11 protein-coding genes are annotated in these 14,052 nt (G+C 42.8%); 3 read left to right on the top strand and 8 right to left on the bottom strand.

Going from position 1 to position 14,052, the window contains the following annotated elements:
- Positions 1-277: 277 nt before the first annotated feature.
- The 6 genes from adhE to ruvB form a co-directional block, all read right to left on the bottom strand.
- Positions 278-2,929 carry a bifunctional acetaldehyde-CoA/alcohol dehydrogenase gene (gene adhE / locus TZ97_RS09060; RefSeq protein ID WP_045760109.1) on the bottom strand — a complete coding sequence of 884 codons (2,652 nt, stop codon included), beginning with the start codon at positions 2,927-2,929 and terminating at the stop codon, positions 278-280.
- A 398-nt stretch (positions 2,930-3,327) separates the two neighbouring features.
- The gene (locus TZ97_RS09055; RefSeq protein WP_045760108.1) at positions 3,328-5,130 is read right to left on the bottom strand and encodes an acyltransferase family protein; all 1,803 of its coding nucleotides are present in this window, start codon (positions 5,128-5,130) and stop codon (positions 3,328-3,330) included.
- Positions 5,120-5,524 carry an MORN repeat-containing protein gene (locus TZ97_RS09050; RefSeq protein ID WP_045760107.1) on the bottom strand — a complete coding sequence of 135 codons (405 nt, stop codon included), beginning with the start codon at positions 5,522-5,524 and terminating at the stop codon, positions 5,120-5,122. The genes TZ97_RS09055 and TZ97_RS09050 overlap by 11 nt, the downstream gene beginning before the upstream one ends.
- Positions 5,525-5,552: 28 nt before the next feature.
- Complete coding sequence (locus TZ97_RS09045; RefSeq protein WP_045760106.1) at positions 5,553-5,978, bottom strand: low molecular weight protein-tyrosine-phosphatase; 426 nt, start codon at positions 5,976-5,978, stop codon at positions 5,553-5,555.
- A gap of 173 nt (positions 5,979-6,151) precedes the next feature.
- Positions 6,152-6,718 (bottom strand): nucleotidyltransferase family protein, encoded by a 567-nt coding sequence (locus tag TZ97_RS09040; RefSeq protein ID WP_045760105.1) that lies wholly within the window; start codon positions 6,716-6,718, stop codon positions 6,152-6,154.
- Between the two features lie 6 nt (positions 6,719-6,724).
- Positions 6,725-7,723 carry a Holliday junction branch migration DNA helicase RuvB gene (gene ruvB / locus TZ97_RS09035; RefSeq protein ID WP_045760104.1) on the bottom strand — a complete coding sequence of 333 codons (999 nt, stop codon included), beginning with the start codon at positions 7,721-7,723 and terminating at the stop codon, positions 6,725-6,727.
- A 230-nt stretch (positions 7,724-7,953) separates the two neighbouring features.
- Between ruvB and TZ97_RS09030 the strand changes: the two genes are divergently transcribed.
- From TZ97_RS09030 to TZ97_RS09020, 3 genes are all read left to right on the top strand, one after another.
- Entirely contained in the window at positions 7,954-8,676 is a 723-nt protein-coding gene (locus TZ97_RS09030) for a hypothetical protein (protein ID WP_235287931.1), read from the top strand.
- A gap of 15 nt (positions 8,677-8,691) precedes the next feature.
- The gene (locus TZ97_RS09025) at positions 8,692-9,417 is read left to right on the top strand and encodes a hypothetical protein (RefSeq protein ID WP_045760102.1); all 726 of its coding nucleotides are present in this window, start codon (positions 8,692-8,694) and stop codon (positions 9,415-9,417) included.
- Between the two features lie 391 nt (positions 9,418-9,808).
- Positions 9,809-11,116 carry a hypothetical protein gene (locus TZ97_RS09020; RefSeq protein WP_045760101.1) on the top strand — a complete coding sequence of 436 codons (1,308 nt, stop codon included), beginning with the start codon at positions 9,809-9,811 and terminating at the stop codon, positions 11,114-11,116.
- A gap of 571 nt (positions 11,117-11,687) precedes the next feature.
- On the opposite strand, the gene TZ97_RS09015 is transcribed toward TZ97_RS09020, so the two are convergent.
- On the bottom strand, positions 11,688-12,728 hold the full coding sequence (locus TZ97_RS09015; RefSeq protein ID WP_045760100.1) for an aldose epimerase family protein: 1,041 nt from the start codon (positions 12,726-12,728) through the stop codon (positions 11,688-11,690).
- A gap of 81 nt (positions 12,729-12,809) precedes the next feature.
- Positions 12,810-13,979 carry an SIS domain-containing protein gene (locus TZ97_RS09010; protein ID WP_045760099.1) on the bottom strand — a complete coding sequence of 390 codons (1,170 nt, stop codon included), beginning with the start codon at positions 13,977-13,979 and terminating at the stop codon, positions 12,810-12,812.
- Positions 13,980-14,052: the final 73 nt, after the last annotated feature.

Here is a 14,052-nt window from a genome sequence, read left to right as displayed (position 1 = left end):
GTTTCCTATAACTGAAAAAGGATCATAACCCTTCAGCTACAGGCAGATTCACACACTATAGGGTAACATAAATTAGCCCGGAATGCTATAAAAATAACACAATTTCTGGAAAAAAGTCTAATTTTTTATGAAAAAATGGTTCGGAGGTCTGAAAAGCAAAAAAAGACAGGCAATCCCTCAGCTCCCTTTTTTCGATCGAAACCTGAAAAGGCCATCAAAAATCCCCCGCTCTTTTGAGCGAGGGATAGCTGATAAACATCAGTTGTTCCTTGGCATCTTATTTACGACGTCCTGGGCGTTCCTTGTAACCATAGTAAGCATCTTCGATGATTTCTTGCATATGGTCTACCATTGGAAGACGTGGGTTAGCTGGTGAACATTGGTCTTCATAAGCAAGGAAGGCCAATTCACGAGAATGTTTCTTCCATTCTTTTTCATCGACGCCTTGTGCTTTGAAGTTCATTTCAATACCACAGCGTTCACCAAGTTCGTACACAGCTTTTGCGTAAGCTTCAACGGCTTCTTCTGGTGTAGAGCATGGAAGTCCTAACATACGAGCGATATCTTGGTATTTTTCATCTGCACGGTAGTAGTTGTACTTAGGCCATGTAGCTGTCTTGGCTGGGCGTGTACCGTTGTAGCGGATAACGTACGGAAGCAAGATCGCATTGGTCCGTCCGTGGATGGTGTGGAATTGTGCACCGATCTTGTGGGCCATTGAGTGAGAAATACCGAGGAAGGCATTGGCGAAGGCCATACCTGCGATCGTTGACGCATTGTGCATCTTTTCGCGTGAATGGAAGTCCGCATTCTTCACTGAGCTTTCCAAGTTTTCAAAGACAAGTTTAATAGCTTGAAGAGCAAGACCATCTGTGAAGTCGCTAGCCATTTGTGATACGTAAGCTTCTGTCGCGTGCGTCAAGACGTCCATACCAGTGTCTGCTGCAACAGATCCAGGAACTGTCAATACCAAGGCAGGGTCTACGATGGCTACTGTTGGAGTCAATGAGTAGTCTGCGATTGGGTATTTACGGTTGTTGGCCTTATCAGAGATAACGGCAAATGGTGTTACTTCGGATCCTGTACCAGATGTTGTTGGGATCGCAATAAATTTGGTCTTCTTACCAAGCAATGGGAACTTGAAGGCACGTTTACGGATATCCATGAATTTTTGAACCAAGTCACGGAAGTCAACTTCTGGTTGTTCATAGAAGAGCCACATTACTTTGGCCGCATCCATCGGAGATCCTCCACCGAGTGCAACGATGGTATCTGGTTTGAAGGCACGCATGATCTCTGTACCACGTTCAACAGTTGTGATATCTGGATCTGGTTCTACGTCTGCAAAGATTTGGTAAACCACCTTGTTGCGACGAAGGTCAAGCTGTTCGATGATACGATCAAGGAAACCAAGCTCTACCATAGCGTGGTCTGTAACGATCATGACACGTTCAACGTCACGACATTTTTGTAGGTATTCAATTGAATCACGTTCAAAGTATGTTTTTGAAGGAAGTTTCATCCATTGCATGTTATTTCTCCGGCGTCCGACTTTTTTGATATTCAAGAGGTTGATGGCACTAACGTTGTCCCCAACAGAGTTGCGTCCGTAAGAACCACATCCAAGTGTTAATGATGGCAAGAAGGCATTGTAAACATCCCCGATACCACCGAAAGTCGAAGGAGAGTTGCAGATCACACGAATGGCTTTGACTGCTTTACCAAATTCTTTGGTCAATTCTTCGTCAGCTGTATGGATGGCAGCTGAGTGACCAAGACCGTTGAATTCAACCATTTGGCGAGCTTTGTTAATTCCGTCTTCACGGCTTTCAGATTTCAAGACAGCGATGACTGGTGACAATTTTTCACGAGTCAACGGTTCTTTTTCACCAACTTCTTTACATTCTGCCGCAAGGATATTGGTTCCTTCTGGTACTGAGAAGCCAGCTTGTTCAGCGATCCATGCTGCTGGTTTCCCAACGATGTCCGCATTCAATTTTGCACCCGCACAGTTCTTGCTGTTAGCTTTCACACCGAAGCAGAACTCTTCAAGAAGGGCTTTTTCTTTTTTGTTAACAAAGTAAGTATGGTAAGATTTGAATTCTTCTACAAACTCATCGTAGATTTCTTTATCGATGATGACCGCTTGTTCAGATGCACAAACCATTCCGTTGTCAAATGACTTAGACATGACGATATCGTGGGCTGCTTGGCGGATGTTAGCTGATTTTTCAACATAAGCAGGAACGTTACCTGCACCTACCCCAAGAGCTGGCTTCCCGCAAGAGTAGGCCGCTTTCACCATGGCATTCCCACCTGTTGCAAGGATGGTTGCAATCCCTTCATGGTTCATCAGGGCACTGGTTGCTTCCATAGAAGGTTGGGTAATCCATTGCACACAGTTTTCAGGAGCTCCTGCTTTAATCGCTGCATCGCGTACGATTTGTGCTGCATGAGCTGATGATTCTTGAGCGGATGGGTGGAAGGCAAAGACGATAGGGTTCCGTGTTTTCAAGGAAATCAATGCTTTAAAGATTGCTGTTGAAGTTGGGTTTGTTGTAGGAGTGATCCCGCAAACGACTCCGACTGGCTCAGCAATAAGGGTCAAACCAGTGACGTCATCTTCTTGAATGACACCAACTGTCTTGGTGTGACGCATGTTGTTTACAACGTGCTCACAAGCGAACAAATTCTTAGTCGCCTTGTCTTCGAAGACCCCACGACCAGTTTCTTCATATGCATGAAGAGCAAGCTCACCGTGTGCGTCAAGAGCAGCTACAGATGCTTTTGCAACGATGTAGTCTACTTGTTCCTGATCCAATTTGCGCATTTCTTCAAGCGCAACAAGCGCTTTTTGCACCAACTCATCTACGTGTTTTTCAGCAGCGAGTTTCTTTTCTTCAGGTGAGAGAGTTTTTTTATCAGCCATTTGATGCTTTCCTCCAATGTTTGAAACCCTTATCCTTTTCCGGAACTTTTTCTTGTTTTCAGAAACTTTCAAGAATAGTGTAAGAAATTTCGATTTGTTAATTATTTCACAATATAATTGTACTCTATTTTGAGTTTTTTGTAAACACTTCCAAGCAACTTTCACAAAGATTTTTTTGAAGTTTGTGAAAGTTTTATCAATTCAATTGCTGCAAAAGCAATTCTTTAGCAAAATTGTGAAAAAATAATTTAAAAAATTTTTTCTTCACAAAGTGATGTTTTCAATTGATTTTTGTAAGCGTTTTCTTGATCTTACTAAAAAAAGCAGCTTTTTACAAGTAAAAAGTTGCTTTTTGTTTTGTTAGGATTTGTTTTGTTTCAGTTTCAGAGATGCTTTTTTTACTTCTTGACTGGACCTTTTTCAGCCTTATCAAGAGCTTCTTTGACTGTTTGAGCATAGAGTTCCCCACCATTGGTTTCCATATTGAAGTGAACAGAGTCTGTTCCCACCCAAATATTTGGATTTTCCACGGCTACTTGATACCAGTCCGCAATGGTGATGAAATCGTATTTCTTGGCTAGTTCCAACTCATAAAGACGAGTTTGAACCGATTCGCTGGACTGATCGTTGGCATATCGACCATCATATGGTGTCACAAGGATCAAGCGACGGCCTTTTGGAAGTTTTTCAACATACTGATCCAGCAACTCTTTGTAGTTGCTCACAGTATTGGTTCCTAGGGCAATGACCACATTTTTTAGTAGAACTTTATTGGAGATATCGGTCTCAAAGACCTTCATTCCATTTTCCAGCTGACGGCTCACCACCGCATCGATCTGGATGCCAGGGATCGCTTTAGTCAGGTAGTCCTGCGCCCGCAAGTTAACGGAGTCACCGATCATGGTCACACCATTTGAGACGTTATAGTCTGTTGCAGTCGCATTGTCCACCTGCGTCCGCGTAACCTGCATTTTGCTATCTGCTTGATTGAGCCCACTCACAACCAAACTCTCATCAAAAGCTCCGACTGTCGGTGCAAAGGCAGAGATTCCGATCATCAAGAGAGCCAGTGGAATCATGAGGTAAAAGATCGGCCTGGTCAAAAAACTCAGATCCATCTTCATACCAAAGACACGAGGCTCCTTGCCTGCAATGGTTGGCTCTAAAATATAGAAGGAAAGAGCCGTTAGAATCAAGGAAACGATTGTCGTCACAAGGGCTGCCATCATATTTCCCAAGTGTTGAGAAAAGATGATAAAGAAAGGCCAGTGGAAAAGATAGACACCATAACTGGTATCTGCCAAGAAATTGAGGATAGCTGGTTCTTTTTTATCTGGAGTCTTTTCATGGAGAATGCGGGCCGACAGAATCATGGCACAAGCTGCGATTGTCGCTGCTAAAAAGCCAAACAGATAGGTCCACAAGCTATCAAATGGCAAGAAAAGACTGAGCACAAACAAGAAGGCAAAGCTTCCACCCAAGACTGACAAGGTCTTTTTCATACTCCAAGACTGCACCAATTTTGTAAAGTTCGGGCTGACATTGGCAATCCCTGTCACCGTTGCTAGACATGATCCCGCAAAGAAGGGGAAGATGTGAGTGAAGCTAGAAAAATAGATAGTAGAGAAATTAGCTGTCAGAAAGGCGCGGATGAACATGGACAAGAAGGTGAAGAGAAAGAGCCCGCTGGATGCCAGGAAGAGCATGCCTCGGTATTTCCCAACAGTCTTAGCTCGCTTAGCCAAGAACCATGCCAAAAGTGCCCAGAGCACATAGTAATGCACTTCTAGGGCCAAACTCCAGGTATGAAGGAAGAGGTGCGGAATGAAGTTGCTTTCGTAACTACCACCCGTTGCCATCTCAAAGAAATTGGTCACAAAACCGAAGACCGCCGCAATCTGAGTCCCAATACCAGCCACGTAGTCCCGTTGGACCATAAAGGTAAAGGGCATCACGACCAAGACCATAAAGACAAGGGGTGGTACGATCCGGTAAAAGCGCCGTTTCAAGAATGCCAGGTAGTCGATTCCTTGCTTGCGCGCAAATTCATCGATCAAGAGCGCTGTAATCAAAAATCCTGAGAAGGTGAAGAAAATATCTACCCCAATAAAGCCTCCAGGAAAGGCTTTTTGGAAGAAATGGTAAAGCAATACCAATAAGAGTCCTGTAACACGGACTAGTGAAAACCATTTAATGCGCATTTTGATAAATCCCCTGCTTGAATGTTCCTTTGTATACGACGTTGGCTTCTGTGGTTAAGGTGCCTTTGCCCTCCGGCTGGCCGTTAACAAACTGCCCTTCATAGGTCCAACCATCCTTGGACTTAAACTTACCATAGCCGCTAAAAGAGCCGTTGACGAGGTTACCTGTATAGGTATCCCCATTTTTAAAGGTGACGGTTCCCTTGCCATTCATCTTGCCACGGACCAGACTTCCGTCGTAACGGATCGCCCCCTTGTCCAAGGTCAAGACACCCTGACCTGGAATGGCCGAAAAGAAAACCATCAAAGCAGATAAGACAATCACTACCAATGCTGCTATTTCTAAATTTTTTCGCGTCAGATAGACCTTATAGGTCTCATAAAATTCTTTCATATTCTGTATTCTCTCACATATCAAACTCTTAAGAAGTTGCTAGCTGATCCAACCAGGCCTTACAGCCAGTCAGAACTCTAGAATAGGTCTCTTCAAAATCACCGGTATACCATGGATCTGGCACACTTTCAGCAGCAAAGAGCTGAATCTTGTGCTCTGTTCCCGCAGGAGCCATTTGCTTCAGATCTGCTACATTGTTTTCGTCCATCCCCAGGATCAAATCAAAGTTGTAAAAATCCTCTTCCTTGATCTGTAAGGACGTCTTGGCTGGATCATAAGGGACTTGGTATTGTTGAAAGATTTTCTGGGTTCCCTGATGGATGGGATTGCCATGTTCCCAGCTCGAGGTAGCCCGACTTTCAATCTCATACTGATCCGTCAAGTCCTTCATGACAAACTCCGCCATGGGGCTCCGACAAATATTTCCTAAGCAGACAAAGACGATTTTTTTCATGATTCCACCTAACTCCTTGTTCGGACTGCCCAACCTAGCTGAGCTCTTGGCTTTCCACTATGGAAAACCAGCATACTATTATTATTATAACAAAAATGTGACAGAAAGATGACAAAGTGGCTCCATCATTTTAAAGAAAAATCAGATTCCTTTTTCAAATCTGATCTGTTTCTCTATTTTGGAAAACGAACCTCTAATAGAGGCCATTTACTCTGCCAATTTTTCTTTTTCATCCGCTCTGTATAAACCGCCAAACGCTCTGGGCTGGCTAAAAAATGCGGAGTCGGCTGAACGATGAAGTCTTCGATATCCTTTGTCCCATAAGGGAGAAAGAGCTCTAGCTTACCCTCTTTCCTTAAGCGAACTGCAAGAGCTGTACACTGCTCGGGGTATTTGGAAACCGCATCACAGGCACTGCGATAAGGAGCCGTCCCAGGACTATGCTGGTGCATATAGACTTGATTTTTGACTTCCCAAGCGTACTGGGGATAGGTCTTCTTTAATTCTTGCTCGATCTGCAGAGTCTCCTCATAACTGATCGCAGGGTCATAAAAGACCAGATCCATATCCGTCGTCGCATCAAACCCTGGTTTTCCAGAGAGCTGGTTCCAGATGAAATTGCGCACCGCGCCCGCCGCTAACCAGGCATCTGCCAAGTTGAGATCTCGAATAATGGCCAAGACAGTCATCATCTCCGGATCCGCTTGGATTTGCTCTACGATTGCTTCTTCCGTCAGCATCTTCTTCTAGTCTCCATTGTAGGGATAACCCAGATGTTCATAGGCCTTGCGGGTCGCCACGCGCCCTGTCCGGGTCCGCATGATAAAGCCTTTTTGAATCAAGTAAGGCTCATACATATCTTCTACGGTCTCTCGCTCTTCGGCGATATTGACCGATAGGGTCCCAAGGCCAACTGGTCCTCCCCCATACATCTCAATCATGGTGCGCAGGATTTTTTGATCGACATAGTCCAGTCCTTCATGGTCCACATCCAGCATGGAGAGAGCCTTGTCGGTAATGGTGTCGTCAATCAAGCCATCCCCCATGATTTGGGCAAAATCGCGCACCCGTTTGAGCAAGCGATTGGCAATCCGAGGGGTCCCACGACTACGAAGAGAAAGCTCTTCAGCAGCCTCATGGGTAATCTCCATCTCAAAGATCTCGGCAGTCCGCTCGACAATCTCTGTCAGATCATCTTGTTCGTAGTATTCCATATGTCCGGTAATCCCAAAGCGAGCGCGCAAGGGATTGGACAGCATACCTGCTCGGGTCGTCGCCCCAATCAAGGTAAAGGGAGGAAGGTCCAGGTGGACACTCCGACTGGTCTCGCCAGCGCCAATCATGATATCTATGTAAAAATCCTCCATGGCACTGTAAAGCACTTCTTCGACTGACATAGGCAGACGATGGATCTCATCGATAAAGAGAACATCGCCCGGCTCTAGGTCATTAAGGATAGCTACCAAGTCACCAGCCTTTTCAATGACAGGACCAGAAGTCTGCTTGAGATTGACGCCTAGTTCATTGGCAATGACAAAAGCCATGGTGGTTTTCCCAAGGCCTGGAGGGCCAAAAAGAAGGACATGGTCCAGCGCTTCATCCCGAAGTTTAGCCGCTTCAATAAAAATTTTCAGCTGGTCCTTAACCTTATCTTGACCAATATATTCATGTAAATATTGCGGGCGCAGCGTCCGTTCAACAGCCTCTTCATCGCCCATGATTTCATTGTCTAAAATTCTACTCATACAGTCTATTATAGCAAAAAATAATACCTTCGGTACCATAAATAGAATGTGTTTTTTAAAGATCCTGGTTCTCACTAGCGTTCGTTAGAAAAAGTTGAACAGTTGCCCTCATCGCCAACCTTTCTTTTTATTATACAGTCCCTTCTTCTTCATCTATCGCTCACCATTTCACTTTATAATTATTTCCTTTAATGATAAAATTAAAGCAACAACGTTTCGGAGGTAAATTTATGTTTACTAAAACAAAGAAGATCCTTTTCGGTTTCTTGGCATTCTTTGCAGTGCTCCTTATTGCGGGATGTCAGTCTTCTCCATCGCAGTCTTCTAAAACAAATAAGTCTTCTCAAACAGATAAATCTCCTCAAACAATAAAAGCACCACAAGATCTTACAAAGGATCAACAAGGAACTTGGGAATGGACTGACCAACAAATGACCATTCAGAAAGTATTCCTAGCTTCTAATATCAAAAAACTTGCCGCTGGACTAATGCTTGATGACTTCGATAAGGTTAAGATGACGATGACCATTAAAGACAAAACCGTTGAATTGAAGTACCATTTTGATTACAGAGAACTGTATGAGGATCAAGCATTTGCAACAGGAGAGAACAAAGCGAATTATGAATCGTATTTAAAAAATAAAACTGCTGAATTTAAGAATTATATTCCAAATTTGAAACATACAAAGATTACTCTTGACGAACCTAATTATGCCTATGATTACTCTCTAACTGGAGAAATCGATACGCAGAAACACACTATTACGTTCCCTGAAACACCTACATTTTTAAGTAGAATTGTTATGGGAACCACGTATAACTCGCTTGTACCAATTACTTATACTTACACCGTTGAAGGTAACCAAATAACACTTTATGCTGAAGGTAATGATGAACAAAGTCATTTTAGAGTAATACGTCTTCGTTTCAATTACGTAGGAGACAAACATTAGAAGGAGTGATCAATCATGAACAATATGAAAAAAAGTTCCCTATGGATGTTTTCCCTTCTTGCTCTTCTATTTGTATCAGGATGTGGGCAACAGAAACAACAGCAACAGCAACAACAAACAACCGCTGAGACTACAACAGTTGCAGAAACTACCACAGTAGCACCGACTCCAGTCTCACTCGAAGGAGACTGGAGAGCTGTAGATTTTAGAGATACCGTGGAACGTACTTTCTTAATTTATTATGGTGATGCTAATAGTCGATTAAAGGTTACTGAAGCCTTCCAAGATATCGTTCCGACTCTAAAAATTACAGGAACAGATGTAACTTATTCTTATAGTGCCGATATGAATAAGTATATTGATTTTTATGCTGAACAGAATAAAGATAAATACCCTACAAAAGAAGAAGCTACTGCCATCCTTCTAGGCGTAAGAGAAAAGAAATTTGGAAGTTTTAAACATCAAACTGGAACGTTTGATAACGATACAAAAGTGTTAACTGCAACGTTAAATGATGGGGTTTTAAACGAGAATGCAAAAACGATCGTATTCCCTGAAGTTCCAAACATCTTTGGAGTTCTACCTCTTTATATTAATTCTACAGACGTACCAATTACTTATCACTACGAATTGAATGGTGATATCCTTACAATGTATGCTGAGAAAACATTCGAAGAAACAGGAGCACATCTCGTTTATCCGATGAAATTCAAGAAAGTTTCAGATCCTAAAACTAATTAAATAACTCACTGAGAGTGAGACAGAAATCGGTAATTCGTTAGAATTCGATTTCGTCGTCCAACCTCCGCACAGTTGAGTAGGGCTGTAAAAGCTGATGAAATCAGCGTATTAGAGCCCACTCAACCACTGCGTCTTGCTCGACAATCCAAAAATAATTGAGAGGCTAGGACTTTTGTCCCAGCCTCTTTTCTGTGCAAAAAAATAATTTAGGAAGCCTTGAGAATCTCATCTATTGGGGACTCTGCTACATACAATTTTCCCGTTTCTTATGTTGAATAATCGGTCAAGTTACAAAACAAAATTGCGATTTGTTTGAAAGCCCTTGCAAAACAATTGTGTTGAACGTATAATATAAGCGTAATACAATCATCTATTTTAAGGAGGTCTAACGATGATTAGACGTTATAAAAAATTATTTTTAGCATTCGTTGCTCTGTTCTCAGTCTTCCTACTAGCTTCTTGTTCTCAAAAACAAAGTGGCTCTAAAAATGCTGCTAAAACAGAAACAGCAAAAGTCGAAACGATTGATGGCGAATGGGAATTAGTCGATACTCTCGATGCTTTAACGGAATCCATCGGAGCCTATACCCTCCATGGAATCCACTTTGCACACTTGCTTGAATCTGTTAAAGACTTCAAAATGGACATGAAGATTGAAAACAACACGGCAACCATTAAATACGACTATAACATTGATAACTTTATTAAAGCTTTCTCCACTGTCACAACAGAAGCTAGAGGCAAGACTGAAGAAGAATTCAAAAAAATCATGTATGACTCTCATGAAGGATTTGCAAGCGACTTTAAGAAATACAAAGTCAGCATGAATAAAGATACTGGCGTGTTTAGCTACGAAGCAACGGGTTCTATTGATCAAGGTGCCAAAACAATGACCTTTGATGAAGGACTTTCCGTAGCAAACTCATTCTTCTTCTCATTCGGTGAAAATCGCGTTTCGCCAAACACATATCACTACAAATTAAAAGACGACATGCTTTATGTCACGATTGACGGAAAAGCGAAGAAAAATAATCTTCCAGTTCACTATGAACTACACTTCAAACGTAAAGGAAGCACTACTCAAAAAGACCCCGTTCCAATTGAAGGAAAATGGCAAGCCATCGACTTCCGACCAGCTCTTGAACGTAGCTTAGCCTTTAAAGATTTTGACAATGATGATTCGGCTATCAAGCTGATCTATCCTGAGGCATGGAAAGATTTAAAACCAACGTTGAACATTACAGATACATCTGTTGAATTCGACTATACTGTATCTCTAGCAGATGGTTTTGGAAGGTTCTACGATTACTTAAAACAAAAAGATGCATCTAAAGTGACTCAAACGAAAGACGAATATATTAAAGATCAATTTACCAAATTATCAGTCAATCTACAGGATGGCGCTAAGGACTTGCCCAATACAACTTATGAATTTGATAAAGGTAATGCTAAAATTCATTCTGTCTTGAAGAACGGTAAATTAGATACAGCAAACCAAACGATTATCTTCCCAGAAGCTATCAATATTGTGCAACTTGCAACCATGTCCATTGGACCTGTCGCTAAAGAAACTACGTATAAATACTCTATTGATGGAGATATTTTAACGTTGACGATTGAGCAACGCGATGGACGGAATAATCTAAATACGATTATTTCAGCAAAATTCAAAAAAGTGTCTGATGCAACGGGCAAGTAGTCATTCCACTGCTCCTTGAGATTTTCTCAAGGAGCTTTTTTCTGTGCAAAAAAATAAAGAGCTTACGCTCTATTAAAATACTTCGGTACCTTTGGTTCGGTTGAACTCTCTGAGTTCACCTCATTAATTTTTTAAAGATCGTAGTTCTCACTTGCGTTCGAACTGCGTCAATGTACCTAAGCTCGTCTACGTCCCTATCAGGCTTGGTTAGATGAAATAGGTTTAGTAATAATTACATAACGCAGTGGTTGATTGGTATCTTTGTTCGCTCTTATAGCTCCAAAGATTACCTAATCAACTGTGCGGGGGTGAGACAACGAACAATTTTAAAAAATTGTTCTGTCTCACTCCCAGAAAAAAGCCACCGGTTTTGGTGGCTCTTATAGGGAGATTATTATGAAAAAGTTTTAGGAGTTTTATCATTCAAAGTTAGGAGGTCTTTGATGATGGTATTAGTATACGATAGGAAGCTTAAACTTTCCTTATAGTTTTTCTAAAAAATTTTTTTCGAGAAAAAGAGGAGGTCCCAAGCAAGAATTTCACATCCTTGTTTGGGTCACCCCTTTCCTCCTTATTTCTTAGCGATGGCATGGTAGCTAGTCTTGCTGGTGAAGACTTGACCTGCTCTCAAGATGACCTTTTCAGCTTGGTCACTGTGAATGGCATCTGGCACTGTTTGGAATTCTAGAGCCAAGCCATTGTGCTGAACCATTGGTTGGCCTTGCAGATGAACAGTTTCGTCTACGAAATTGGCTGAATATACCACCAAGGCTGGGGCTTCTGACTTAAAGGTCAAAAAACGTCCAGATGGCTGATGGTAAAGAAAGCCGGCATTTTCATGCCCTTCTGGAAGAGCAAATGGATGGTCTAATCCTTCTACCAGACGGATTTGCGGATCAGAGTCCTTAAAAAGATCCTCCAAGAGCATTGCTTGGTAGAGATGCTGGACAACCGGACTTTCTCTATCCACGGTCTGAAGAGGAACACCGTCTGGATGGATAGGGTAAAGCCCTTGATGGTTGATCTGAAAGACATGGTCATTGATCGGCTGGGTGAAGTTGCCTGATAGGTTGAAATAGCTGTGGTTGGTCGGGTTGACCAAGGTATCTTGATCCGTTTCTACCCGATAGGCAATCTCAAGTTCACCATCTTCCGTCAAACCATAGGTTACCCAGACCTTGAGATTTCCAGGGAAACCACCGGTTCCATCTGCACGTTCTGTGTATAGGGTAATTTCCTGATCCGTTACCGACTCCACGCTAAACAAAGCGCTGTCCCAGCCTGTTGATCCACTGTGGTTGCAGTTGGTACCATTATTGGCTTCCAAGTGATAGGTCTCTCCATTGAGTTCAAAACTTGCCCCTGCAATCCGGCCTGCTACCGGGCCAATACTAGCCCCATATTTAGGGCTATTGCCCACATAGTCCTCAAAGCGATCAAAGCCTAGAATAATATTCGTAAAATGGTCTTCTTTATCAGGTGTCACATATTCTAAGATCGTCGCCCCATAGGTCATGACAGATAATTGGTAACCCTTGTCATTTTCGAGGCGATAAGCCCGAACCTCTTGATTCTGCCATTTCCCAAACACGCTTTCTTGATACTGTTTCACAAACCTTCTCCTCTCACTGTTTTTCTCCATTGTATCAGTTTCACAAGAAGAAACACTCCACTTTTTATAGAAAATTAGTGGCTATTCTTTATGAAATGGATGAATGATCACCCCTTGAACAACCCGATTGACGGTACCAGTTGGTGATGGCGTGTCTGGGCGATTTTGCACCTTGAGCGAAGTCAAGAGAGAAATCAACTGACCGTAGATAATGTATGGGAAGGCACGGTAGATATCTAGGGAGTCTGCTGATGCTTTCACCAACACTTCCCGTACATGCTCGATCCCTGCAGCTTGATCGGTCAAGAGGACAACTTGACGGGCAATCCGATCTCCTGCAACTTCGCGAACCAAGTCCAGATCATACTGACGGGTATAAGGATCAATGGATCCAAAGACCAAGACGAGAGTCTGGTCATTGATGAGGGATTTTGGACCGTGACGGAAACCGACAGGACTCTCATACATGGTTGCGATTTTGCCTGCTGTTAATTCCAAAATCTTGAGCTGGGCTTCATGGGCTAGGCCAAAGAAAGGTCCTGCCCCCAGGTAGATCACGCGCTCGAAGTCTAGATCGACCACTTCTTTGACCGCACGGTCCTTCTCCAAGATTTGCTCTGACAGATGAATCAGTTCTTCTACTCGTTTTTCTTTCATCTCTTCCTCGCTTGGATCAAAGACCAAGAGAGCTGTCAAGAGCATGGAGGTAAAGCTAGAGGTCATGGCAAAACCAGCATCGTTGGTTTCTTTCGGCTGTAAGAGCAAGAGATTGCGCTCATCTCCGTGGGCTTGCTGGGCCAGTTTTCCTTCTTCGGCACAGGTAATGGTGATCTGATAAAGTTCATCGACCAAGCCTTGGGCCAACTGCACGGTTGCGACACTTTCTGGCGAATTGCCACTCCGGGCAAAAGATACTAAAATCGTCGGAACCTCTTTTTTCAAATAGGTTTGAGGATGAGCTACGATATCCGTCGTCGCAATGGATTGAAAATTCCAGTGGCGTTCATCGTGCACTTCCTGCAAGTAAGGAACCAAGGTATCCCCCACATATGCTGAGGTTCCTGCCCCTGTCAAGATGACCTTGATATAGTCATGCTCTTGCCCAATCTTTTCTAAGAAAGCTTTGATTTCCGCTTTTCTTTCTTGGTACAAGCGAGCCGTTTCTTTCCAAACACTTGGTTGTTGGTAAATCTCACGTGTTGTGATCTCTGCTCCTAGCTCCTGCAAGTCTTCTTTTGTATAGTCTAACATAGAACCTGTTGTTCCTTTCTACAATCTAACGTTGATAAATGGGAAAGGAGCCTGAGATGATGCTCCCAGACTC

The sequence above is a fragment of the Streptococcus parasanguinis genome (assembly GCF_000963275.1).
GTDB lineage: Bacteria > Bacillota > Bacilli > Lactobacillales > Streptococcaceae > Streptococcus > Streptococcus parasanguinis_B.
Note: the sequence above shows the minus strand (reverse complement) of the source record. Positions and strands in the feature narration are given on the sequence as shown.